The organism is Leifsonia sp. PS1209 (genome assembly GCF_012317045.1).
Lineage (GTDB): Bacteria > Actinomycetota > Actinomycetes > Actinomycetales > Microbacteriaceae > Leifsonia.
Genome location: NZ_CP051154.1, coordinates 2,629,946 through 2,652,455 on the forward strand (window position 1 = coordinate 2,629,946; position 22,510 = coordinate 2,652,455).

The window sequence follows — 22,510 nt, forward strand, 5'->3', positions numbered from 1 at the left end:
GCGGCCGGGGCTCGCGCTCCGGCCGCCGTGTCATATCCAGGGAGGGCGGCCGGCATGGCCGACGACGAACAGAGACCGGACGAGCGACCGCGCCCCAAATACGGCGAGCTCGCCCCCGAGGGCTGGGTGTGGCATCCGCCGGCGGATGCGAACCGGCTGGACACGACGCATCCCACCGCCGAACCCGACCGCTACGGGGAGCACGGCGACGCCGGGCAGCGCACAGCGGCCGGTCCGGACCAGCGCGCCCCGCACGCCGACAGCCCGTGGTTCGGGCCGCAGAATCCGCAGAACCCGCAAAACCAGCAGCACTCGCAGGGTCAGCACCCGCAGAACCTCTACCCGCACCCTCAGCACCCGCAGAACGGCCAGAGCCCCCAGCTGCGCTCCGACGCGCCGCGCTGGAACATGACGGTCACCGTGGTGCTCATCGTCTTCGGCTTCTTCGGGGCGACGAACTCCATCGGCGGCCTGTTGTCCCTTCCCACCGCGATGCAGCTCATGCACACCAACGAGAACCTCGGCGATTACACCCCCGCAGGCTCCGTGCAGGGCACCCTGATCGCCGGAGCCATCACCGTCGGCCTGATCTGGGCCATCTCCACCGGCCTGTCGGTCTGGCTCCTCGTCAAGCGCAGGATGGCGTTCTACATCCCGCTGATCGCCGGCGTCGTCGCCCTGATCGCGCTGCTCGGCTTCATGTCGGCCGTGCTGCTCACCGACCCGGTGCTGATCGACTTCTACAGCGGGCTCACGCCGACGCCGTCCGGAACGCCGACCCCCTGACGTCCGCGCCACGACCCGCGCTCCTGACCCGGACGACGAACGGCCCGGCGCATCCCGCGCCGGGCCGTTCTCCGTCTCCGGATGCCGTCTCCGGATGCTGTTACGCGGCAGCCTGGTCGCGCGCGGCGCGCAGGGTGTCGGCGATCGGCGTCGTCGGGCGTCCGATCAGGTCGCTGACCGTCGTCGTCGCGTCGGCGAGGGCGCCGTCGCGGATGTTGCCGTCGAGCGCGACCACGAACCCGGCCGTGCCGTCGTCCAGGCCGGCACCGGTCAGGATGCTCGTGTGCTCCTCCGGGCTCACCGCGCGGTAGACCACGGGCCGTCCGACGATCTCGGACACCGCCTCGGCCAGCTCGGCGAACGACCACGCCTCGTCGCCCGAGAGCTCGTAGACGGCGCCTTCGTGGCCGGGCGTGCTGAGCACGACGGCCGCGGCGTCCGCGTAGTCTGCACGGCTGGCGCTGGCCACCCGGCCGTCGCCGGCGCTGGACACGATCTCGCCCGTCGCCTCCGCGGTGTCGAGCTGGCCGACGTAGTTCTCGGAGTACCAGTTGTTGCGCAGGATGGTCACCGGCAGCCCGGACTCGGCGAGCAGCTTCTCGGTGGCCGTGTGCTCCGGCGCGAGGACGAGGTCGGTGTCGTCGGCGTGCGGCGCGCTGGTGTAGACGATGCGTCCCACACCGGCTGCGACGGCCGCGTCGATGGCGTTGGCGTGCTGCTGCACGCGCTGGCCGACCTCGCTGCCGGAGACGAGGAGGAGGGCGTCGGCGCCGGAGAAGGCGGAAGCGAGCGTGTCCGGCTTCTCGAAGTCGATGGTCGCGGTCTGCACGCCCAGGTCGGCGAGCGGGGCCAGCCGCTCGGCGGAGCGTCCCAGCGCGCGGATGTCGGTGGCGGGGACCCCGCGCTCGAGGAGGGATTCGACGACGAGGCGTCCGAGATGGCCGGTGGCACCGGTGACGACGATGGTCATGGGGAAGTTTCCTTTCGGTCGGTCATCTCAGCCAACCACGGCCGCATCCTGATACTTCCCGATGGAGGGTACCCACTTTTTGGTAAGTTACTGACGTGGACACCAGTTTTCAGACGTTGAACGGCTTCGGCTTCACGGACGGCGTGCTTCCGTCCGCCTGCCCCACCCGTGTCGTGCTCAACCACGTCACGAGCACCTGGGGCGTGCTCGTGCTCGTCGCGCTCTCCCAGAGCGACCTCCGCTGGGGCGAACTGCGCCGCACCGTGCAGGGCATCAGCGAGAAGATGCTCGCCCAGACGCTGCGCACCCTGGAGCGCGACGGCTTCGTGCTGCGCACGGCCCAGCCGACCATCCCGCCCAGGGTCGACTACAGCCTCACCCAGCGCGGCCGCGACCTCACAGAGCACCTGCTGCCGCTGATGTCCTGGATCGCTGCCAACGCCGACGAGATCGTCGCACCGCAGGCGGAAAGCGCTTAGCGGGCTGCGTCAGCGGCGTCCGCCGAGCGCGCGCGCATCCTGGTTGCCTGCGAGGTCTTTCCTGAGCTCCTTCGGCAGCGAGAACATCAGGTCCTCCTCCGCCGTCTTCACTTCCTGGACGTCGCCGTATCCGGCGCCGCGCAGGTCGTCGAGGACCTCCTGCACCAGCACCTCCGGCACGGATGCTCCACTCGTCACACCGACCGTGGCCACGCCGTCGAGCCACTCCTGCTTGACCTCGCTGGCGTAGTCGACCCGGTATGCGGCCTTTGCGCCGTACTCGAGGGCGACCTCCACCAGACGCACCGAGTTGGACGAGTTGGCCGAGCCGACCACGATCACCAGGTCGGCCTGCTCCGCGACCTTCTTGATCGCGACCTGGCGGTTCTGGGTGGCGTAGCAGATGTCGTCGCTGGGCGGGTCCTGCAGATTCGGGAAGCGCTCGCGCAGGCGGCGCACCGTCTCCATCGTCTCGTCGACGGAGAGCGTGGTCTGCGAGAGCCACACCACCTTGTCCGGGTCTTTCACCGTGATGGTGTCGACGTCGTCCGGGCTGTTGACCAGGGTGACCTTGTCCGGCGCGTGGCCGGCAGTCCCCTCGACCTCTTCGTGGCCTGTGTGGCCGATCAGGAGGATCTCGAAGTCGTCGCGGGCGAACCGGACGGCCTCGCGGTGCACCTTGGTGACCAGCGGGCAGGTGGCGTCGATGGCCTGCAGCCCGCGGTCGGATGCGGCCTGCACCACAGCGGGCGACACACCGTGGGCGCTGAACACGACGTGCGCGCCCTCCGGCACCTCGCCGACCTCGTCGACGAAGATCGCGCCCTGCTGTTCCAGCGTGGACACGACGTGCACATTGTGGACGATCTGCTTGCGGACGTAGACGGGCGCGCCGTAGAGCGCGAGCGCCTTCTCGACGGCGATCACCGCTCTGTCCACACCCGCGCAGTATCCACGGGGTGCGGCCAGCAGGACCCGCTTGTGTCCGACGACCGGGGTATCCTGTAGCCGGCCTCGCGCACCGGGAATCCTCGGCATCGGAAGGCTGATGGTTGCGTCGCTCACCCTTCGATCCTAGGTGAGTGCGCTGAACACTGGTTGGGAGGCTCGGTGACGGACACGACCCGCGCACCGTCGATGGAGGTCGGGCCGCCGACGGCAGACGCTCCGTGGCCGGTGGCGACCCTGGCCGGCAAGATCCGCGGCTGGATCGAGCGCCTCGGCACCGCCTGGGTCGAGGGCGAGATCACCCAGTGGGGCGTCTCGGGCGGCAACGTCTACGGCAAGCTCAAAGACCTCAACGAGGATGCGACGGTCAGCTTCACGATCTGGTCGTCGGTGAAGGCGCGCATCCCGGCCGACCTCAAGCAGGGCGACCGCGTGATCGCCGCCATCAAGCCCAACTTCTGGGTCAAGGGCGGCACCCTCACCATGCAGGTCTTCGACATGCGCCACGTCGGCCTCGGCGACCTGCTCGAACGCCTCGAACGCCTCCGCCAGCAGCTCACCGCCGAGGGCCTCTTCGCCCCCGAGCGCAAGAAGCGCCTCCCGTTCCTCCCGCACACCATCGGGCTCGTGACGGGCAAGGACTCCGACGCGGAGAAGGACGTGCTCCGCAACGCGCAGCTGCGCTGGCCGCAGGTGCGATTCCGCACCGTGTACGCCGCCGTGCAGGGCGAGCGGACGGTCTCCGAGGTGACGGCCGCCATCCGCACCCTCGACGCCGACCCCGAGGTCGAGGTCATCATCGTCGCCCGCGGCGGAGGGGACTTCCAGAACCTGCTCGGCTTCTCCGACGAGGTCCTGGTCCGGGCGGCGGCGGCAGCGGTCACCCCGATCGTCAGCGCCATCGGCCACGAGGCCGACCGGCCGCTGCTCGACGAAGTCGCCGACCTCCGTGCATCCACACCGACGGACGCCGCCAAGCGCGTCGTCCCGGACGTCGCGGAGGAGCTGGCCCGCGTTCAGCAGGCCCGCGCCCGCATCGGGATGCGCGTGACGCACATGATCGCCGCGGAGATCGACCGCATCGGTCACCTCCGCACCCGGCCGTCGCTCGCGTCGTCGAGCTGGATCGTCGACTCCCGGTCGGAGGAGCTCACCCGCTTCGTCGCCCGCGGCGCCGAACTGGTCGAACGCCGCGTCGACCGGGAGGCCACCAGGGTCGCCGAGCTGCGCGGCCAGCTGCGCGCGCTCTCGCCCCAGGGCACGCTCGACCGCGGCTACGCCATCGTGCAACTCGCCTCCGGGCACGTCGTCACCGCTCCGGAGGAGATGCCGTCCGGCACGGGGCTGCGCCTCACCGTCTCCGGCGGGGCCGTCGCCGCGACCGCCGGAGACCCCATCCCGTCGCCGGCCGGTCATCCGGATGCCGCTCACGAAGCAAGCCCCCAGCTAGACAAATAGAATGGATGTCATGCCCACCACCGAGTCGCCCTCCGGCGACGACGCCTTCGCCTCGCTCAGCTACGAGGAGGCGCGCGACGAGCTGATCCGCGTCGTCGGTCAGCTGGAACAGGGCTCGTCCACGCTCGAGGAGTCCATCGCACTGTGGGAGCGCGGAGAAGCGCTCGCCCGGCACTGCGAGGAGTGGCTGATCGGTGCGAAGGCCCGGCTGGACGCCGCTCGTGTCGGGGCGACCGCTGGAGCAACGGCTGGAGCCACGGGAGCGTCGAGCGCCGAATGAGTCCCCGCACCAAACCACCGGCGGTGGTCGCCGAACTCGGACGCCCGGAGACCCCGGAGGAGACGGCCGCCCGCAAAGCGGTCAACTCCGCCAATCACCGCAACAGGCAGACCGTCAACAACCTGGTCTACTCGCTGATCGCCTGCGTCGCCCTCGTCGCCGTGATCGTGCTGTTCGTGCCGCGCGGCAACCCCACCTCGTCCGCTCCCCCGGTCGACTACGCATCCATCGCCGCGCAGGCACAGGGCTCCGAGCCGAACCGCCTGCTCGTGCCGAAACTCTCCTCGGAGTGGAAGTCGAACAACGCCGAGCTGCGCACCAAGACCCCGGACCGCGTCGACTCCTGGTATGTCGGGCTGATCACGCCGAAGAAGCAGTACATCGGCATCACGCAGGGCTTCGACGCGAACGACTCGTGGACGGCCCAGCAGGTCAACAAGTCGATGATCAAGGGCACGCGGACCATCGACGGCGTCCGCTGGGACGTCTACGACAACCACACGTCGAGCGACGACAACGGCAACGTCGAATACGCGCTCGTCACCGCGGCGGGCAAGAGCACGATCATCGTGTTCGGCACTGCGAGCGATGCCGAGTTCGGCACGGTCGCCGGTGCGCTCGCCGACCAGATTCGTCAACTCGGAGGTTCATGATGGGTAAGCCGAGGCCGTCCCGCGTCTGGGACGCCATGCTGCGTGGCAACGAACGGTTCGTCTCCGGCGATCCCGAGCACCCCCGCCAGGACGTGGAGCGCCGCGAGACCATCGCCAGCGGCCAGGCCCCGCTCGCCGCGATCTTCGGCTGCGCCGACTCCCGTCTCGCCGCCGAGATCATCTTCGACCTCGGCCTCGGCGACGCCTTCGTGGTCCGCAACGCCGGACAGGTCATCTCCGACTCCGTGCTCGGTTCGCTCGAGTACGCGGTCGGCGTGCTGGAGGTTCCGCTCATCCTGGTGCTCGGCCACGACGAGTGCGGCGCCGTCCGCGCCGCGATCGACTCGCAAGCCGAGGATGCGACGCCGCTGCCCCCGCACATCGCGCACCTCATCTCCCCCATCGTCCCCGCGGTGCACACCGTCGCCGGCGTCCCGGCCGACCAGCCGGTGGACCCGGCGACCGTGGATGCGCTCGAGGTCGGCCGCGAGCACCTGCGGCACACCGTCGCCGAGCTCCTGGAGAGCTCCGAGATGATCAGCGCTGCCGTCGCGGACGGTTCGTTGGCTATCGTTGGTGCCAACTACCGGCTTCAGGAAGGTCGGGTCGTCCCCGACATCGTCGTCGGATTGGCCGACCAGGCCTCCGACTGAAATCGCGGGAAGCCCGGCGAATCCGCCGGCCCCGCACCAGAAAGGAAAACACACCGTGGTGGACACCCAGGCGGACGCCGACTACCGCATCGAGCACGACACGATGGGCGAGGTCCGCGTCCCAGCGGCCGCGCTGTACGGAGCGCAGACGCAGCGCGCCGTCGAGAACTTCCCGATCTCCGGATCGGTGCTGGAGCCGACGCAGATCGCTGCACTGGCGCGCATCAAGAAGTCGGCCGCTCTCGCCAACGCGAAGCTCGGCGTGCTCGACCAGTCGATCGCCGATGCGATCGCCGCCGCCGCCGACGAGGTCGTCACCGGCGCGCACGACGCAGACTTCCCGATCGACGTCTACCAGACCGGCTCTGGCACGTCCTCGAACATGAACATGAACGAGGTGCTGGCCACGCTGGCATCCCGCAGGCTCGGCCGGCCGGTGCACCCGAACGACCACGTGAACGCGTCGCAGTCCTCGAACGATGTGTTCCCGACCTCGGTGCACATCGCCGTCACCGGCGCCCTCATCGACGACCTCATCCCCGCTCTCGACCACCTCGCGGTGTCGCTCGAGGAGAAGGCGGAGCTGTGGTCCACCGTCGTCAAGAGCGGCCGCACCCACCTGATGGATGCGACGCCGGTCACCCTCGGCCAGGAGTTCGGCGGCTACGCGGCCCAGATCCGCCTCGGCATCGAGCGCGTGCAGGCGTCCCTGCACCGCGTCGCGGAGGTCCCGCTCGGCGGCACGGCCGTCGGCACGGGCATCAACACCCCGCTCGGCTTCCCGCAGCTGGTCATCGAGCTGCTCACGCAGGAGACGGAGCTGCCGATCACGGAAGCCCGCAACCACTTCGAGGCGCAGGCCAACCGGGACGCGCTGGTCGAGGCATCCGGAGCGCTCCGCACGATCGCGGTCAGCCTCACCAAGATCTGCAACGACCTCCGCTGGATGGGCTCCGGCCCCAACACGGGCCTGGGCGAGCTGCACATCCCCGACCTGCAGCCCGGCTCGTCGATCATGCCCGGCAAGGTCAACCCGGTGATCCCCGAGGCGGTGTTGATGGTCGCCTCGCGCGTGATCGGCAACGACGCCACGATCGCCTGGAGCGGCGCATCCGGCCTGTTCGAGCTGAATGTGGCGATCCCGGTGATGGGCACGGCGTTGCTCGAGTCGATCCGCCTTCTCACGCAGGGCTCCCGCGTGCTCGCGGACAAGACGGTCGCCGGGCTCGAGGCCAACGTCGACCGCGCCCGCGCGTACGCGGAGTCGAGCCCGTCGATCGTGACCCCGCTCAACCGCGTGATCGGCTACGAGGCGGCGGCCAAGGTGGCCAAGCACTCGGTCGCCCAGGGCATGACCGTCCGCGAGGCCGTCATCGACCTCGGCTTCGTCGACCGCGGCGAGGTCACGCTCGAACAGCTCGACACGGCGCTCGACGTGCTGAGCATGACCCACCCGGGGTAATTCGGCTGGCAGCAGCACCCGGTCGCGGTTGCGGTCGCTGAGATCTGCGCACAGGGCGCTCTCCCCAGGGAGGGCGCCCTGTCGCGTTGCGCACGCTTATGAGAGCTGCACGATGGCCGCGGCGACGGCCCAGAACCCGACGAGCAGGTGCGGGCCGAGTGGGACTTCTGCCGCTGCGCCCGGGGCCGCATCGCGCGCCAGCACCGCGCCGCCCAGCACCGCGAGCCCCGCCGTGGTGAACGCCACCACGAAGAGCGCGACCACCGGCGGCCCTGGCCCGAGCCCTCGCTCCACCGCGAGCGCACCGAGCACGAGCGTGAGCAGGGCGGCGAGCTTCACGTCTCCCATCCCGATCCCGCCGCCCGACGCCGCCGCACAGAGCACCGCGATCACCGCCGCCCAGCACAGCGCAAGCTCCACATACGCGCCCGGCGGATCTCCGCGTGCCAGCGCCGGCCAGCCGACGCCGAGCGCAGCGAAGGCGAACCCGGGCAGCACGAGCGCGTTGGGCAGCCGCCGCTCCCGCAGGTCGGTCGCGCACAGCGGGAGCGAGACCGCGGCGAGGTACGCGACCCCCACCAGCCCGCCGACCGCCTGCCCGAGATTCTCCATACATCGACCGTATGCGCCCGCCAGGCGGCGCGGCAGAAATCCACAGCACGGACCGGTTTCCACAGCCCAGCGCCCGGCTGCGTCAGCCGGAATACTGCAACACGAACAGGGCCTGATCCGCCCCCACAACACAGCACCTACAACGCACCGCGGCGCCCGCACCCACCTCGGGTGCGGACGCCGCCGCGCGCGCCTACCGCCGCCTACCGCTGCCGCCCTCCGCGCGCATCCGGCTCTCTCCCAGACCCGCGCAGCGCCAGCCAGCCGGCCGGCGTCACATCACTTCGTTCCCTTCCAGCATCTCCGTCACCAGCGCCGCGATCGCCGACCGCTCCGAGCGGGTGAGCGTCACGTGCGCGAACAGCGGGTGGCCCTTGAGCGTCTCGATCACCGAGGCGACTCCGTCGTGCCGTCCGACGCGGAGGTTGTCGCGCTGGGCGACGTCGTGGGTCAGCACCACGCGCGAGTTCTGCCCGACGCGGCTGAGCACCGTGAGGAGCACGTTCCGTTCGAGCGACTGCGCTTCGTCGACGATCACGAAGGCGTCGTGCAGCGACCGGCCCCGGATGTGCGTGAGCGGCAGCACCTCGAGGATGCCGCGGTCCTGCACCTCGTCGAGCACGTTCTGCGACACCAGCGCTCCGAGCGTGTCGAAGATCGCCTGGCCCCAGGGGTTCATCTTCTCGCCCTGGTCGCCGGGGAGGTAGCCGAGTTCCTGGCCGCCGACCGCGTACAGCGGACGGAACACCATGATCTTCTTGTGCTGCTGCCGCTCCAGCACCGCCTCCAGGCCGGCGCACAGTGCGAGCGCCGATTTGCCCGTTCCCGCGCGGCCGCCCAGGGACAGGATGCCGATCTCCGGGTCGAGGAGGAGGTCGATCGCGAGGCGTTGCTCAGCCGAGCGTCCGTGCAGGCCGAACACGTCCCGGTCGCCCCGGACGAGCTTCAGTTCGCCGTCCGCGACCACGCGCCCGAGGGCCGAACCGCGGTCGGAGTGGACGATGAGGCCCGTGTTGGCGGGCATCCCGCGCACGAGGTCGGTGCGCATCCACTCGTTTTCGTAGAGGTCGCTCATCGCGTCGCTGCCGAGGTCGATCTCGGCGAGGCCCGTCCATCCGGAGTCGACGGCGAGTTCGTGGCGGTACTCTTCGGCGGCGAGGCCGATCGAGGCCGCTTTGACGCGCAGCGGGAGGTCTTTGGAGACGACCGTGACCGCCAGCCCGTCGTTGGCGAGGTTGAGCGCCACCGCCAGGATGCGGGAGTCGTTGTCCCCGAGCTGCAACCCGCTGGGCAGAACCGACATGTTGGAGTGGTTGAGTTCCACCCGCAGCGAGCCGCCGTCCCCGACCGGGATGGGGAAGTCGAGCCGTTCGTGCTGGATCCTCAGCTCGTCCAGATTGCGCAGCGCCTGCCGCGCGAAGTAGCCGATCTCGGGATCGTTGCGTTTGCCCTCCAGTTCGCTCACGACGACGACGGGGATGACGACAGCGTGTTCGGCGAACCGGAAGATCGCCTGGGGGTCGGACAGCAGGACCGAGGTGTCGAGCACGTATGTGCGCTCCGCCTGGTTGGTTCCGCTGTCGGTCGACTCGAACTGTCGGGTACCTGATTCAGCCACGACCACTCCCACCCCGCTCGCTCCGTGGAGCGGGCGGATCTGTTTGGCGAGTCGGCCGGTGGGTGTCGAAACGAACTTACGTGGCCGTCTCGATCGGGCTCCGTGCCCGATAAGCCGAACCTACGCCGACCCACCGACAGGCCACCGCGACACACCGCCGTCGCGCGTTTCCATCAGGTGAACTTTCGCCCCCACTTCGGGTCCCCCGCTGCCGGAGCGATCGAGCCGGGACTTGTGTACGCGAAACGCCGTGGGTGGCGTACATAACTCCCGGCTCGATTGCGCGGGACCTCGGGCGAGAGAGGCGTGGGGACGCGGGCGCCCGGGTCAGGAGGCGGACGCGTAGGAGGTGAACGCGCCGCGCAGCATGTCGAACGTCTCCTCCGTCGTGCCCGCGTGCACGGACAATCGCACGTTGGTCGCCCGGATGGATGCGGTGATCCCGTGGTTGAACAGGGACGCGCTGAGGGCCGTCAGCTGCTCCGGCAGCGGCTCGAGCACGACCATCCCCGCCCGTTCCGCCGCGTTGCGCGACGAGGCGACCGGGATCGCGTACTCGTCCGCCAGCTCGAACACCCGCTCGACGCCGTCGCCGATCGCAGTGCTGATCGCCGGAACGCCGACCGCCGCGATGTCCTCCAGTGCCGCGGCGAACCGGGCCTGGGCGATCGGGTCCGGGTTGGAGATGCTGAACGCGCGCGTGCTGTTGCTCGGCTCCCCGACCTCGTCCCACGACCCGTCGAGGTCGGCGCCCGTCCACCCGCTGAACACCGGCGTCAGATGCTCGATGGCGCGCTCGCTCGCCGCGAGGAACCCGGTCCCCCAGCCCGCGCGCGTCCACTTCTGGCCGCCGGAGACGACGATGTCCGCAACCTCGAACGGCGCGTCCACCACACCGAAGCCCTGGATCGCATCCACGATCAGCAGCCGGTCGCCGATCACCTGGCGGATGCCGTCGATGTCGGCCAGATACCCGGTGCGCGAGTCGACCAGGCTGACCATCACCGCCGTCGTGTTCGGCGTCAACTGCTCCCGGATGCGCGCAGGAGTGACACGCTGGTGGTCGGTCTCCAGCCAGGTCGGCGTGACCACCCGCATCGCCTGCGACGCGCGCACCGCCGCATACGTGATGCTCGGGAACTCCGCCGCAGACAGCAGCACCTCGCCCCCGGTCAGACCGAACGCGGCATGCATGAGCCCGATCGACGCCGTCGGCTGGAACACCACCTGATCGGACGGGAACCGCGTCAACGCCGACACCGCATCCCGCACGCGCTGATCCTCGGCCTGCATCCGTCCGATGCTCCCGAACCGGGCCTTGGCGAGAATCTCGTACTGCCCGAGCGTTTCCGCGAGGGCGGTCGCCGAGATCGGTCCGACCCGGCCGTAGTCGAGGTAGCCGGACTCCTCGGTGAACGTGCGGGCGAATTCGTCGATCGTCGTCGTCATGTGTGGTGACCTCCCGGAACATTCTGTCAGCCGGGAGGGTGGATCGTGCCCACCCGCATCACACCACCGAACGCGCCGGCTCCCCCACACGCCCGTCCCCGACCGCACCCGCCCCGGCACCGGCCAGCCACCGGGACACCGGCGGCAGCCACAGCGCGACGGCCGCCGCGACGGCGGCGATGGTCGCGACGAGGATCCCCGCACCGGAGACGCCCGCGTCGGCGTCGCTGCCGTCCGGCCACATCCCGAGCATGGACGTCTCGGTGAGATCGTTGAGGAGGACCACCGCGACCGCGCTGACGACGAGGCGGCCGAGCGCCGAACCGCGCACCACGAACAGTGCGGCGATCACCTGCACGGCCACCGCGATCACCGTCACCCAGGCGTGCACCAGAGCCACCAGCGCAGGACCCCACGCGTTCGGCACGATCAGAGCCTGCGCGACGACCAGGATGCTCGCCACGAACGCGACGAACGCCGCCCCCACCGAGAACCACACGAACCGGGCCGCCGCTCCGGCGTTGCCCGCGTCCGCAGCGCCCACGGCGTCCATGCTCCCCGTCACGGTCGAAGACGGCACCCGCACACCCCGCACCGCCACCGGCCGACGCGCCGTCAGAGCGAGCACACACGCGGCAATCGTCAGCGCCGCGAATCCCAGCCAGGTCAGCGTGGTCACGCTGAACAGCGCACTCCAGGCGAAGTGCACGGCGACCGCCACCTGCTGGACCTGCGCCGCGACGATCAGCACGGCCAGCACGATCGCCGTGACGAGCGCGCCGCGCCCGGAGCCGTCGCGCCCGGAGCCGTCGCGCCCGCGCCGTGCTACGCCGAGCACCACGCACACCACGGTGGCGCCGAGCAGGACCGCGCGCGTGCCGAACTCGGCCGTGAAGAGCAGACCTTCGTCCATCCCGACGGTCCAGAGAGCGTAGAGGCCGATCACGCGGAGGGCCGACCAGGTGAGGCCGATGCCGAGAAGGGCGGCGGCGGATGCGATCCAGGCCGCCGCGCGCATCCGGGTGTCGTCGGCGCGCCAGGCCGAGACCGCGAGTTGTCGTGCCGCACCCATCAGAACCCCCGTTGGTTGTGTCGTCCGCACTCATCCGCTCCCCGGCGGATCGTCTCCGACCCTAGCAGCGACCGCATCCCGTCCCTCGGGGCAGCGCCGGGGCGGGACGGAGCAGCCGGAGGATCACCCCCCGTAGCGACGCTGGCGGCGCGAGTAATCGCGCACCGCACGCAGGAAGTCCACCTCGCGCAGGTCCGGCCCCAGCGCCTCCACGAAGTAGAACTCGCTGTGGGCGCTCTGCCAGAGCATGAAGTCGCTGAGGCGCTGCTCTCCGGAGGTGCGGATGACGAGGTCGGGGTCCGGCTGGCCGCCCGTGTAGAGGTGCTCGCCGATGAGGTCGGGGGTGAGCAGGTCGGCGAGGGTCTCCAGGCTGCCGCCCTTGGCATGGTGGGCGGCGACGATGTCGCGCATCGCGTCGGTGATCTCTTTGCGGCCGCCGTAGCCGACCGCCAGGTTCACGTGCAGGCCGGTGTTCTTGGCCGTGCGGTCCTCCGCGCCGGTCAGCGCGGCGACGAGCGGCTCGGGGAGGCCGGCGGTCGAACCGACGTGCTGCACCCGCCAGTCGCGGTAGTGGGAGAGGTCCTCGGCGAGTTCCGCGATGATCTCGATGAGGTCGGAGAGCTCGCCGCTCTCCCGGTTGCTCAGGTTGTCGCTGGACAGCAGGTAGAGGGTGACGACCTGGATGCCGAGGTCGTCGCACCACTCCAGGAACTCGCGCATCTTCGCAGCTCCGGCGCGGTGCCCGTGGGCGACCGTCGTGAGCCCGAGCTGGCGCGCCCAGCGGCGGTTGCCGTCGATGATCATCGCGACGTGGCGGGGCATCGACTCGGCGGGCAGGTTGCGCTTGAGCCTGTTCTGGTAGAGACCGTAGAGCAGCCCACGTCCGAGGGGGAAACTCCATCTGCTCACGGAAGTACGTTACCGCGACCCGCGGCGTCGAACTCACAGCGCGAGGTCACGCTGCTCCCGTACGCTTGCTCCATGACACCCCGAAAGAGCCAGAAGCAGGAAGACGTGGCCGACGTGCTCGCCGAACCGGCCGACTCTCTCGGCCCGGCGGACGCGGCCGTGAAAGCCGACGAGAACCGGGGACCCGACCTTCCGAACATCCCGCTGCTGGATGCGTCGATCGCCGACCCCACGGAGATCAAGCCCACCTGGCGCGGCTGGATCCATGCGGCCACCTTCCCGGTCACCATCGCGGCCGGCATCGTGCTCATCACCCTCGCCGAGGGCGCACCGGCCAAGTGGTCGTCTGCGGTGTTCGTGCTCACCTCGCTGCTGCTGTTCGGCAACTCGGCGCTGTACCACCGCTTCAACTGGCGGCCGCGCGTCAAGATCATCCTCAAGCGGATCGACCACGCCAACATCTTCCTGCTGATCGCCGGAACGTACACGCCGCTCGCCGTGCTCGCGCTGCCGCCGAACAAAGGCTTCCTGCTGCTCACGCTGGTCTGGGCCGGCGCGCTGATCGGCATCGCGTTCCGCGTGTTCTGGATCAACGCCCCGCGCTGGCTGTACGTCCCGCTCTACGTCGCCCTCGGCTGGGGCGCGCTGATGTACGTAGTCGACCTGCTCGACGCGAACGCGGCGATGATGGTGCTCGTGCTCGTCGGCGGCCTGCTCTACACCGTCGGCGCGGTCATCTACGGCTTCAAGAAGCCGAACCCGTTCCCCGGGGTCTTCGGCTTCCACGAGATCTTCCACACGTTGACGGTGCTGGCATTCCTCTGCCACTGGACGGCGGTGCTGCTGATCGCCCTGCACCCGGTCTACAACGGGGGCTGAACTAACGGCAGCTGAGCCGGCGCGCTAGCGCTCGCTGTCGTCCTGACCGGCCTGACCCGCCTGGCCGTTCTGCTCCGCCTGCTCGGCGTCCAGCTTCTCCGCGATCTCGGCGCGGTAGCGCACCCGCCGGATGCGCCGTGTCATGTCGAGCGCGAGCAGCACGGCAGCGACGGCGACCAGGAACGTCACCACGAAGCCGACCACACCAGGGGTCACCTGGTCGGCGTTCGGAGCGCCGGACGGCGTCGGGGAGGGCGTGGCGGCGGTGACCCACACGGCCGCGCGCAGCAGCGCATCCTGGATCATCGCTCTCCCTCACGGTCGACGACGATTCCTGCGCGCAGGTCGGTTACGGGCATCCGGGTCTCCACTTTCGAGCCGAGGACGAAGCGCAGGGTTTCACAGCTTCATCTCCTAGTCTGGGTTCAAGCCTACCGTCGCCCGGACGGTGCAGTTTCCACGGGAGAACGTTCAGTGCAGGGAGAAGGATGGCGGTGACCGAGACCCTCGATCGCCGCTACGGTCGAACGCCCGGTCGCAAGCGCCGGGACCGCTGGTGGATCATCGGAGTGGCTGTCGCGTTCGTCGCGATCTTCGCGGCGTGGACGTTCTGGGCGGGCTGGGACAACGACCAGGCCGACCTCGAGGCGACGGACACCGCGTATACGATCACGGATGCGCACCACGTGCGGATCACGTTCACCGTGAACACGCCGCCCGGCACCCCGGTGACCTGCGCCGTGCAGGCGCTGAACGAGTCGTTCGCCATCGTCGGCTGGCGGATCATCAGCTATCCGGCCTCCGACAAGCGCCTCACGGAGTACACGGAGACGATCAAGACCACGGAGCAGAGCAATACAGGTTTGATTTCCAGCTGCTGGCTGACCTAGGATTCTTCGATACGCCCCGACCGATGTCGGGGCGTCGACTTTATCCAGCCGGTCCCCGGACCGGCCGATCTGCCCAGCCGGTCACGACCGGCGGCGCAAAGGAGTTCATCATGTCTCAGGAGTCTCAGGTCAGCTTTCTGACCCAGGATGCGTACGACCGTCTGTCGGCCGAACTCGAGGAGCTCAGCGTCAACGGCCGAAACGAGATCGCGAAGCGCATCGAGGCGGCCCGCGAGGAGGGCGACCTCAAAGAGAACGGCGGATACCACGCCGCGAAAGACGAGCAGGGCAAGATCGAGGCCCGCATCGTGCAGCTCACCAACCTGCTGCGCAATGCCACCGTCAGCGAAGCCCCGGAGAGCCACGGTGTCGTGGAGCCCGGAACGGTTATCACGGCGACCATCGCGGGCGACGAGAGCACCTTCCTCATCGGCAACCGCGAGATCGCGGCGGGAACGGACCTGCAGGTCTACTCCGAGGGCAGCCCGCTCGGCGAGGCGATCCTCGGCCTTAAGGTGGGCGACTCCACGTCGTACACCGCGCCGAACGGCAAGCAGATCGCCGTCACGATTGTGAACGTGGAGACCTACCGCGGCTGAGCGGACGGTTCGCGTGAGAAGCGCGGTGCGGGCATCCCGCACCGCGCTTTTTCGTGCAGGGGGCCGAACGGCCTACTCGTAGTCGAGCACGGGGTCGTAGCCCGCGGCACGGAGCGCTTCGATGACATGCTGGCGGTGGTCGGTGCCCCGGGTCTCGACGCTGACGTCGAGCTCCACCTGGCTGAGCTGCAGGCCGCGCCCATGCCGGGTGTGCAGCACCTCCACCACGTTGGCGTTGACGCCGGCGAGGATCTCGGAGATGCGCGCGAGCTGACCGGGGCGGTCGGGCAGCATGATGGTGAGCTTGAGGTAGCGGTCGGAGGCCGCGAGACCGTGGCTGATGATGCGCTGCATGAGCAGCGGGTCGATGTTGCCGCCGGAGAGGATCGCGACCGTCGGGCCGATGGCGGGGACCTTGCCGGCCAGGATCGCGGCGACGGCGGCTGCACCGGCCGGTTCGACGACGAGCTTCGCCCGCTCCAGGAGCACCAGGAGGGCGCGTGCGATGTCGTCCTCCGAGACGGTGACGACCTCGTCGACCACGTCGCGGATGATCTGGAAGTTGAGGGCGCCCGGCTTGCTCACGGCGATGCCGTCGGCGATGGTGGCGACGAGCGCGATCTCAGTGGGCTCCCCCGCATCCAGGGACGGCGGGTACGCGGCGGCGTTGGCCGCCTGCACGCCGATGACGCGGATCTCCCTGCCCTCGGCGGCAGCGCGCTGCTTGACGGCGCTGGCCACCCCGGAGATGAGTCCGCCGCCGCCGATGGGGACGACGATCGTGGCCGCATCCGGCACGTCGTCGAGGATCTCGAGACCGAGCGTTCCCTGCCCGGCCACCACATCCGGATGGTCGAAGGGCGGGATGAGGACGGCTCCGGTCTCCGCGGCGAAATCGGCGGCGGCACGCAGCGTCTCGTCGACGATGCTGCCGCTCAGGACGACGTCGGCGCCGTAGTCGCGGGTGGCCTGGAACTTGGGGATGGCGACACCGACCGGCATGAAGATCGTGGCGTGGATGCCCAGCTCCCTGGCCGCGAACGCGACCCCCTGGGCGTGGTTGCCCGCCGACGCGGCGACGACGCCGCGCTCGCGCTCCTCCGCGCTGAGCTTGGCCATCCGGTTGTACGCGCCGCGGATCTTGTACGACCCGGTGCGCTGCAGGTTCTCGCACTTGAGGAAGACGGGGGCGCCGAGCACGTCGGCAAGGAACCGCGAGGTCTCGACGGGCGTCGGCTCCGCGACCTTCGACACGACGATGCGCGCGGCCTCGATCTCGTCGAGGCTCGGCCCAGCGAAAGGAGTGCGCGTCGAATCAGTCAGCGTGGCCACGGGGACAGCCTACTCGCGGACGTATTCCACGAACCGAATGTGACCCGTCGGCCGACAACGTCAGGTCCTCGCGCGCCGGGGCGGCCGCGGGACGGTCTGCCACAGCACCGTATCGGGTGCCGAGTACTCCCGGTGGGTGCCCTCCCGCCACGCCCCGCTCGACACGTAGTGCACCATCACGTTGAGCACGGCGGCGACCGGCACCGCGAACAGCGCACCGGGGATTCCCGCGAGCAGCGATCCGGCCGCGACGGCGAGCACGACGGCCAGTGGATGCACCTTGACCGCCGTTCCCATGATGAGCGGTTGCAGCACATGCCCCTCGATCTGCTGCACCAGCAGCACCACGGCGAGCATGATGAGCGCGAACACCCAGCCCTTGAAGATCAACGCGATGAAGATCGCCAGCGCACCGGTGACGACGGCGCCGACGACCGGGATGAACGAGCCGAGGAAGACGAGCACCGCGATCGGGATCACCAGCGGCAGCCCGAGGAAGAACGCCCCGAGACCGATGCCGAGGGCGTCGATCGACGCGACCAGGATCTGCACCTTCACGAAGTTGCGCAGGGTCACCCAGCCGGCCTGGCCAGCGCCATCGACAGCCCGCCGGGCGCGCTTCGGGAAGATGCGCACGATCCAGTTCCAGATGGAGCGGCCGTCGATGAGGATGAACAGTGCGCTGAACAGCACGAGCAGCAGCCCGGCGAGCACGTGGCCGAGGGTCGAGCCGATCGACAGCGCGCCGGTGATGAAGATCTGGCTGTCCTGCTGGATCGACTTCGCGAGCGAGTCGAGGGCGCTGCTGATCTGGCTCTCGCTCAGGCCGAGCGGCCCGGACGTCAGCCACACGCGGAACTGGTCGTACGCCGCCACGGACTGCGTCTGAAGTTCGTGGCTCTGCCGCGTGACCTGCCAGACCGCGAGGTAGAGCAGTCCTCCGACCACCACGATCACCGAGACCATCGCCGCGACGATCGCGGCCCACCGCGGCCACCTGTGCCGGTGCAAGAAGTCGACGAACGGCACCAGCAGCGCCGAGATCAGCACGGCGATCAGCAGCGGGATGATGATGAGCCGCAGCTGCACCACGAGGAAGATCGCAACGGCGATGACGGCGCCGATGACGAGCAGCCGCCACGACCAGGCGCCGGCCACGAGCATCCCGTGCGGCAGCGACTCCTCGACGGACCCGTGCTTCTGCACCGCGCCGTCCTGCTCCGGGCGGCGGCCCTTGAGGAACCAGCCTCTGGCGGGCGCGCGGTTCTCGCGCGGCGTGACGGTGAGCTGCTTCGGCGTCGCGTCGTTCTCTGACATGCCGGTCAGTCTAGGCGCGCACCGGCGCCGGTCCAGCGGGTTGACGCGCGCTGTTGGCAACCCACAGGATGCGCCCAGCTGTGGAGGGATTGGCCACGGTCACCCGCCAGCGACACGTTCCCCCCTACGCCTCCCCCACCGTCACCGGCGTCCCCGCCAGCGACACGTGGATGCGCTCGCCCGGCGCCGGGGCGTGGCGCGTCTCGTGCTGCACCGCCAGCTCGGTGCCGTCGTCGAGGCGCACCCTGGTGCGGCGGAGGGCGCCGAGGAAGCTGGTGGTGAGCACGACGCCGGGGAGGACGGGGCCCGCCGCGGCGGCGGACGGTCCGGAGAAGAGCACGTCCTCCGGGCGGAGGTAGACGGTCACGGGGCCGTCGGGCGACGGGGTGACGAGCGGGAGGCGCATCCCGAACACGGTCAGCTCGCCGCCGATGACGGTGCCGCGCACGCGGTTGGTGAGGCCGACGAACTCTGCGACGAATGCGGAGGCCGGGCGGCGGTAGAGCTCTTCCGGCTCGCCGATCTGCTCGATGTCGCCCGCGCGCATCACGGCCACCCTGTCGGCGACGGCGAGCGCCTCCTCCTGATCGTGCGTCACGAAGAACGTGGTGATGCCGAGCTCGGTCTGGATGCGCCGGATCTCGTCGCGCAGCTGCACCCTGACCTTCGCATCCAGAGCGGACAGCGGCTCGTCGAGGAGGAGCACGCGGGGGCGGGTCACGAGCGCCCTGGCGAGGGCGACGCGCTGCTGCTGGCCGCCGGAGAGCTGGTGCGCGTAGCGGTCGGCGTGGTGGTCGAGGCCGACGAGGTCGAGGGCTTCCGCGGCGCGGCGGCGGCGGTCTGCCGAGGAGACTTTGCGCATCCGGAGCCCGAACTCGACGTTCTGGCCGGAGGTGAGGTGCGGGAAGAGCGAGTACGACTGGAAGACCATGCCGAGGTCGCGGCGGTTGGTCGGCTGGTCGGTGACGTCGTCGCCGTCGATCAGGATGCTGCCGGAGTCGACGCGTTCGAGCCCGGCGAGGGCGCGGAGGGCCGTGGTCTTCCCGCAGCCGCTCGGACCGAGCAGGGCGATCAGCTCTCCGGGCCTGGCGCTGAGGCTGAGACCGGCGAGGCCGGCCCCTCCGCCGAAGTCGCGCACGACGGAGCGCAGCTCCACGGTGCTGCCGAGGTCGCCGGAAGCGGCGACACCGGATGCGGCGACACCGGATGCGGCTCCCGCGGCGGCGGGAAGGACGGACGTTTCGGGTGCGGACACGGGTCAGCCTTTCGCTGGGCGGCGTCGCCCGGCCGTCACGAGACGGTCGACGACGAAGAGGAGGAGGAACGCGAACACCAGCGCGAGCAGCGCGAAGATGACCGCGACGAACGGGTCGGACTGCGACACCAGCAGCAGCGCCGTCTGCAGGTTCACCCTGCTGAGGAGCGACGCGATGGTGAACTCGCCCAGCACGACCGCCACCGAGAGCACGCTCGCGGCGAGGATGCCGCGGCGCAGGTTCGGCACCAGGATGCGCAGCAGCACGCTCAGCCAGCCCGCGCCGAGCGAACGGCCGGCCTCGCTGAGGGTGACCACGTCGATCGCCGCGATGTTGCTCTGGATGGCGCGGTACGCATACGGCAGCACCAGGATGCCGTACGCGAAGGCGAGGGTCCAGGTGCCCGACCCGAACAGCTGGGTGACGGCGGCGTACGTCGGCGCGAGGCCCACCACCAGCACGATCGCGGGGATCACGATGGGCAGCAGGCACACCAGTTCCAGTGCGCGCCGCAGCTTCGGGATGCGCAGCTCCACCAGGATCATCGTCGGCAGCAGCACGAGCAGCACGATCGCCACCGTGACGACGGCGAGGACCAGCGAGTTGCCGAGACCCTGGTAGATCCGGTCGTAGCGGGTGGTCTCGCCGCTGAAGACGAGCACCCACCTGTCGATGTTGTACACGCCGGGCTTCGCCGTGCGGAGGGTGAACTCCACCATCGAGAACAGCGGGATGAGGAAGAACAGGCCGAAGATCACCCAGATGACCGTGCGCGTGACCGGGCCGGGACCGAAGCGCAGCGCCGGGGCCGCGCGGCGGCTCATCGCTGCCACCGGGCGGTGCGGGAGGCGAGCGCGGAGTATCCGAGCATGACGACGATCATCACCACGAGCATCCCGAGCGACATCGCGCCGGCGAGGTTGGCGCGGCCGAGGACGGTCTCGGAGATGAGGGCCTGGCGGATCTGCAGGGAGACGATGTTGTTGGCCTGCCCGACGAGCGCCGCCGCGGTGGCGTACGACGAGAACGCGTTCGCGAACAGCAGCAGCAGGCTGCCGAGGAACGACGGGAGCAGCACCGGGATGCCCACCCGGAACCAGTAGGTGGCGCGGCTTCCCCCGAGGGTCGCGTTCGCCTCCAGCCACTGCGGCTTCAGGCCTTCCAGCGCCGGCATGAACATGATGACCATGAGCGGGATCTGGAAGTAGAGGTACGGCAGGATAAGGCCGGGCACCGTGTAGAGCCAGACGCCGTTCTCGTAGATGTTGATGTGGAACTGATTGCGCAGCAGCACGGTCACGAGGCCCTGGGCGCCGATGGTCGCGATGAACGCGAACGCGAGCATCACGCCGCCGAACTGGGCGAGCACGCTGCTGGCCGAGTCGACCAGCGAGCGGGTGGCACCGCCCGGGCGCGAGCGCAGCATGGCGAAGCAGAGGGCCGCTCCGGCGACTGCGCCCACCACCGCGGTGACCGCGGAGAGAAAGAAGGCGCCGACGAACGAGCCGAAGATCGCGGGCTCGGCGAGGCCGGTGATGTTCGCCCAGGTGAAGCGGCCGTCCGCATCCACGAACCCGCTGCCGACCGCGATCACCGTCGGGACGGCGAGGAAGACGACGACATAGAACGCGAACGGCGTGAGGCCGAGGATCGCGGGAAGGCCCCTGGGCAGCGACAGGCGCCGGGTCTCCCCGGCGCCGTCGCGCTCCAGCGGCGGCGCAGCAGCGCCGACCGTTTCGGTCATTAGCCGACCGCGTTCGCCCAGGTGGCGTTGAGCAGGGTTCCGGCGTCGGTGGCCTGCTTGTCCGTCATGACGGCGGTCTTGTCGAGCTTGCCGGGGAAGTCGGCCTTGTTCAGCGTGCCGGCCTTCTCCATCGCATCCACGCGGGCCGGGTACGCCCCGCCCTTCAGCCACGCGTTCTGGGCGGCGTCGCTGTAGAGGTACTCCTCCCAGAGGCGCGCGGCCGCGGGGTGCGGGGCGTCCTTGTTGATGGCCTGGTTGTAGTAGCCGACGTACGCGGTGCCGGGAAGCACGGTGTACTTCCAGTTCACGCCACCGCCCTTGATGGTGTCGGAGTTGGTGTAGCCCTTCTGGTTGAACGACCAGTCGAGCAGCACCGGGGTCTCGCCGGAGGCGATGGTGTTCGGCTTGCCGTCCGCGGCGTTCCAGTTGCCCGCCTTCTTCAGCTTGGCGAACCAGTCGACGCCCGGCTTGAGGTCGTCGAGGGTGCCGCCCGCCTGCAGGTCGGCGAACGCGACGGCGCCGGCAGCTGCTGCCGCCTGCGTGGGGTTGCCGTTCAGTGCGACGGCGCCCTTGTACTCGGAGACGAGCAGGTCGTCGAGGCTCTTCGGAGCCTTCTTGATCTTGTTGGCGTCGTAGCCGACGGCCATCACGCCGTAGTACCCGACCTTCCAGAGCCCGGTGGACTCCTTCTCGTTGGCCGGGATGTCGTCCCAGCCGGTGGGCTTGTACGGCGCGAAGTACTCGGTGTTGGCGAGGGCGACGGACGAGCCGATGTCGAAGGTGTCCGGAGCGGTGTCCTGGCCCTTGAGCTTCTTGGCCGCGTCGATCTCCTCCTGGCTGGATGCGCTGTCCTGGCTGGGGTTGATCGTGATGCCGTACTTCTTGGTGAAGCCGTCGAAGATCTCCTGGTAGTTCGCCCAGTCGCCCGGCGTCGCGATGATGTTGAGGGTGCCCTCCTTCTTCGCGGCGGCGACGAGCGCATCCATGCCGCCGGCAGCCTTCGCGTCGGCAGCGGTCGCGATGTCCTTCGACGATGTCGGGTCTGCTGCGTTCGCCCCGCCGGTGCAGGCGGCGAGCGAGAGTGCGACGACGGTGGCCGCGGCGGCAAGGCCGGCGACGCGTGCGCGCTTGATGGTCACAGTTC

The 22,510-nt window shown here is 69.8% G+C and carries 24 protein-coding genes; 10 read left to right on the forward strand and 14 right to left on the reverse strand.

What is annotated here, in order from left to right; translation table 11 throughout:
- Nucleotides 1-54: 54 nt before the first annotated feature.
- Nucleotides 55-786 (forward strand): DUF6264 family protein, encoded by a 732-nt coding sequence (locus HF024_RS12510; protein ID WP_168689749.1) that lies wholly within the window; start codon nucleotides 55-57, stop codon nucleotides 784-786.
- Nucleotides 787-886: 100 nt separating this feature from the next.
- Here HF024_RS12510 and HF024_RS12515 read toward each other — a convergent pair whose 3' ends face one another.
- Nucleotides 887-1,756, reverse strand: a complete 870-nt coding sequence (locus tag HF024_RS12515; RefSeq protein WP_168689750.1) for an SDR family oxidoreductase — start codon at nucleotides 1,754-1,756, stop codon at nucleotides 887-889.
- A 95-nt stretch (nucleotides 1,757-1,851) separates the two neighbouring features.
- Between HF024_RS12515 and HF024_RS12520 the strand changes: the two genes are divergently transcribed.
- Nucleotides 1,852-2,235: a helix-turn-helix domain-containing protein gene (locus HF024_RS12520; RefSeq protein ID WP_085371131.1), complete on the forward strand. Its 384-nt coding sequence runs from the start codon at nucleotides 1,852-1,854 to the stop codon at nucleotides 2,233-2,235.
- 9 nt (nucleotides 2,236-2,244) lie between these two features.
- On the opposite strand, the gene HF024_RS12525 is transcribed toward HF024_RS12520, so the two are convergent.
- A complete protein-coding gene (locus HF024_RS12525) occupies nucleotides 2,245-3,273 on the reverse strand; it encodes a 4-hydroxy-3-methylbut-2-enyl diphosphate reductase (protein WP_085371150.1) in 1,029 nt (342 codons plus the stop codon).
- Nucleotides 3,274-3,372: 99 nt separating this feature from the next.
- Here HF024_RS12525 and xseA point away from each other — a divergent pair, with 99 nt between their 5' ends.
- The 5 genes from xseA to HF024_RS12550 are packed head-to-tail and all read left to right on the forward strand — an operon-like array spanning nucleotide 3,373 to nucleotide 7,689.
- Entirely contained in the window at nucleotides 3,373-4,641 is a 1,269-nt protein-coding gene (gene xseA, locus HF024_RS12530) for an exodeoxyribonuclease VII large subunit (protein ID WP_168690893.1), read from the forward strand.
- A 10-nt stretch (nucleotides 4,642-4,651) separates the two neighbouring features.
- Nucleotides 4,652-4,921, forward strand: a complete 270-nt coding sequence (locus HF024_RS12535; protein ID WP_143466057.1) for an exodeoxyribonuclease VII small subunit — start codon at nucleotides 4,652-4,654, stop codon at nucleotides 4,919-4,921.
- Nucleotides 4,918-5,574 carry a DUF4245 domain-containing protein gene (locus tag HF024_RS12540; RefSeq protein ID WP_168689751.1) on the forward strand — a complete coding sequence of 219 codons (657 nt, stop codon included), beginning with the start codon at nucleotides 4,918-4,920 and terminating at the stop codon, nucleotides 5,572-5,574. Before HF024_RS12535 ends, HF024_RS12540 begins: the two co-directional genes overlap by 4 nt.
- A complete protein-coding gene (locus tag HF024_RS12545) occupies nucleotides 5,571-6,227 on the forward strand; it encodes a carbonic anhydrase (protein WP_179150871.1) in 657 nt (218 codons plus the stop codon). Before HF024_RS12540 ends, HF024_RS12545 begins: the two co-directional genes overlap by 4 nt.
- Nucleotides 6,228-6,282: 55 nt before the next feature.
- Complete coding sequence (locus tag HF024_RS12550) at nucleotides 6,283-7,689, forward strand: class II fumarate hydratase (protein ID WP_168689752.1); 1,407 nt, start codon at nucleotides 6,283-6,285, stop codon at nucleotides 7,687-7,689.
- 96 nt (nucleotides 7,690-7,785) lie between these two features.
- Here the strand turns inward: HF024_RS12550 and HF024_RS12555 are convergent, their stop codons facing one another.
- The 5 genes from HF024_RS12555 to HF024_RS12575 all read right to left on the reverse strand — a co-directional run bounded on the left by HF024_RS12555 (nucleotide 7,786) and on the right by HF024_RS12575 (nucleotide 13,349).
- Nucleotides 7,786-8,301 carry a prepilin peptidase gene (locus tag HF024_RS12555; protein WP_168689753.1) on the reverse strand — a complete coding sequence of 172 codons (516 nt, stop codon included), beginning with the start codon at nucleotides 8,299-8,301 and terminating at the stop codon, nucleotides 7,786-7,788.
- A 274-nt stretch (nucleotides 8,302-8,575) separates the two neighbouring features.
- Nucleotides 8,576-9,919 carry a PhoH family protein gene (locus tag HF024_RS12560; RefSeq protein ID WP_247597105.1) on the reverse strand — a complete coding sequence of 448 codons (1,344 nt, stop codon included), beginning with the start codon at nucleotides 9,917-9,919 and terminating at the stop codon, nucleotides 8,576-8,578.
- Nucleotides 9,920-10,246: 327 nt separating this feature from the next.
- Nucleotides 10,247-11,368, reverse strand: coding sequence for an aminotransferase class V-fold PLP-dependent enzyme (locus tag HF024_RS12565; RefSeq protein ID WP_168689754.1), 1,122 nt, complete (start codon nucleotides 11,366-11,368; stop codon nucleotides 10,247-10,249).
- A gap of 58 nt (nucleotides 11,369-11,426) precedes the next feature.
- Entirely contained in the window at nucleotides 11,427-12,440 is a 1,014-nt protein-coding gene (locus HF024_RS12570) for a hypothetical protein (protein WP_168689755.1), read from the reverse strand.
- Between the two features lie 123 nt (nucleotides 12,441-12,563).
- Nucleotides 12,564-13,349 carry an isoprenyl transferase gene (locus HF024_RS12575; protein ID WP_168689756.1) on the reverse strand — a complete coding sequence of 262 codons (786 nt, stop codon included), beginning with the start codon at nucleotides 13,347-13,349 and terminating at the stop codon, nucleotides 12,564-12,566.
- 72 nt (nucleotides 13,350-13,421) lie between these two features.
- Here HF024_RS12575 and HF024_RS12580 point away from each other — a divergent pair, with 72 nt between their 5' ends.
- On the forward strand, nucleotides 13,422-14,228 hold the full coding sequence (locus tag HF024_RS12580) for a hemolysin III family protein (RefSeq protein WP_168689757.1): 807 nt from the start codon (nucleotides 13,422-13,424) through the stop codon (nucleotides 14,226-14,228).
- A 24-nt stretch (nucleotides 14,229-14,252) separates the two neighbouring features.
- On the opposite strand, the gene HF024_RS12585 is transcribed toward HF024_RS12580, so the two are convergent.
- A complete protein-coding gene (locus HF024_RS12585) occupies nucleotides 14,253-14,534 on the reverse strand; it encodes a hypothetical protein (RefSeq protein ID WP_168689758.1) in 282 nt (93 codons plus the stop codon).
- Between the two features lie 188 nt (nucleotides 14,535-14,722).
- Here HF024_RS12585 and HF024_RS12590 point away from each other — a divergent pair, with 188 nt between their 5' ends.
- Complete coding sequence (locus tag HF024_RS12590) at nucleotides 14,723-15,118, forward strand: DUF4307 domain-containing protein (RefSeq protein WP_247597106.1); 396 nt, start codon at nucleotides 14,723-14,725, stop codon at nucleotides 15,116-15,118.
- A 110-nt stretch (nucleotides 15,119-15,228) separates the two neighbouring features.
- A complete protein-coding gene (gene greA, locus HF024_RS12595) occupies nucleotides 15,229-15,717 on the forward strand; it encodes a transcription elongation factor GreA (protein WP_168689759.1) in 489 nt (162 codons plus the stop codon).
- 72 nt (nucleotides 15,718-15,789) lie between these two features.
- Here the strand turns inward: greA and ilvA are convergent, their stop codons facing one another.
- The 6 genes from ilvA to HF024_RS12625 all read right to left on the reverse strand — a co-directional run bounded on the left by ilvA (nucleotide 15,790) and on the right by HF024_RS12625 (nucleotide 22,505).
- The gene (ilvA, locus tag HF024_RS12600) at nucleotides 15,790-17,049 is read right to left on the reverse strand and encodes a threonine ammonia-lyase (RefSeq protein ID WP_085371145.1); all 1,260 of its coding nucleotides are present in this window, start codon (nucleotides 17,047-17,049) and stop codon (nucleotides 15,790-15,792) included.
- A 60-nt stretch (nucleotides 17,050-17,109) separates the two neighbouring features.
- Nucleotides 17,110-18,366, reverse strand: coding sequence for an AI-2E family transporter (locus HF024_RS12605; RefSeq protein ID WP_168689760.1), 1,257 nt, complete (start codon nucleotides 18,364-18,366; stop codon nucleotides 17,110-17,112).
- A 124-nt stretch (nucleotides 18,367-18,490) separates the two neighbouring features.
- Nucleotides 18,491-19,522 carry an ABC transporter ATP-binding protein gene (locus HF024_RS12610; RefSeq protein WP_247597441.1) on the reverse strand — a complete coding sequence of 344 codons (1,032 nt, stop codon included), beginning with the start codon at nucleotides 19,520-19,522 and terminating at the stop codon, nucleotides 18,491-18,493.
- 102 nt (nucleotides 19,523-19,624) lie between these two features.
- Nucleotides 19,625-20,446 carry an ABC transporter permease subunit gene (locus HF024_RS12615; protein ID WP_168689762.1) on the reverse strand — a complete coding sequence of 274 codons (822 nt, stop codon included), beginning with the start codon at nucleotides 20,444-20,446 and terminating at the stop codon, nucleotides 19,625-19,627.
- A complete protein-coding gene (locus HF024_RS12620) occupies nucleotides 20,443-21,387 on the reverse strand; it encodes an ABC transporter permease (RefSeq protein ID WP_168690894.1) in 945 nt (314 codons plus the stop codon). Before HF024_RS12620 ends, HF024_RS12615 begins: the two co-directional genes overlap by 4 nt.
- Nucleotides 21,366-22,505: an ABC transporter substrate-binding protein gene (locus HF024_RS12625; RefSeq protein ID WP_168689763.1), complete on the reverse strand. Its 1,140-nt coding sequence runs from the start codon at nucleotides 22,503-22,505 to the stop codon at nucleotides 21,366-21,368. Before HF024_RS12625 ends, HF024_RS12620 begins: the two co-directional genes overlap by 22 nt.
- Nucleotides 22,506-22,510 lie beyond the last annotated feature (5 nt).

Coding starts and splice junctions, on each gene's coding strand:
- HF024_RS12510 (WP_168689749.1), top strand. CDS start 55: ATGGCCGACGACGAACAGAGACCGGACGAGCGACCGCGCCCCAAATAC.
- HF024_RS12515 (WP_168689750.1), bottom strand. CDS start 1,756: ATGACCATCGTCGTCACCGGTGCCACCGGCCATCTCGGACGCCTCGTC.
- HF024_RS12525 (WP_085371150.1), bottom strand. CDS start 3,273: ATGCCGAGGATTCCCGGTGCGCGAGGCCGGCTACAGGATACCCCGGTC.
- xseA (WP_168690893.1), top strand. CDS start 3,373: ATGGAGGTCGGGCCGCCGACGGCAGACGCTCCGTGGCCGGTGGCGACC.
- HF024_RS12535 (WP_143466057.1), top strand. CDS start 4,652: ATGCCCACCACCGAGTCGCCCTCCGGCGACGACGCCTTCGCCTCGCTC.
- HF024_RS12540 (WP_168689751.1), top strand. CDS start 4,918: ATGAGTCCCCGCACCAAACCACCGGCGGTGGTCGCCGAACTCGGACGC.
- HF024_RS12545 (WP_179150871.1), top strand. CDS start 5,571: ATGATGGGTAAGCCGAGGCCGTCCCGCGTCTGGGACGCCATGCTGCGT.
- HF024_RS12555 (WP_168689753.1), bottom strand. CDS start 8,301: ATGGAGAATCTCGGGCAGGCGGTCGGCGGGCTGGTGGGGGTCGCGTAC.
- HF024_RS12565 (WP_168689754.1), bottom strand. CDS start 11,368: ATGACGACGACGATCGACGAATTCGCCCGCACGTTCACCGAGGAGTCC.
- HF024_RS12570 (WP_168689755.1), bottom strand. CDS start 12,440: ATGGGTGCGGCACGACAACTCGCGGTCTCGGCCTGGCGCGCCGACGAC.
- HF024_RS12580 (WP_168689757.1), top strand. CDS start 13,422: ATGACACCCCGAAAGAGCCAGAAGCAGGAAGACGTGGCCGACGTGCTC.
- HF024_RS12585 (WP_168689758.1), bottom strand. CDS start 14,534: ATGATCCAGGATGCGCTGCTGCGCGCGGCCGTGTGGGTCACCGCCGCC.
- greA (WP_168689759.1), top strand. CDS start 15,229: ATGTCTCAGGAGTCTCAGGTCAGCTTTCTGACCCAGGATGCGTACGAC.
- HF024_RS12605 (WP_168689760.1), bottom strand. CDS start 18,366: ATGTCAGAGAACGACGCGACGCCGAAGCAGCTCACCGTCACGCCGCGC.
- HF024_RS12615 (WP_168689762.1), bottom strand. CDS start 20,446: ATGAGCCGCCGCGCGGCCCCGGCGCTGCGCTTCGGTCCCGGCCCGGTC.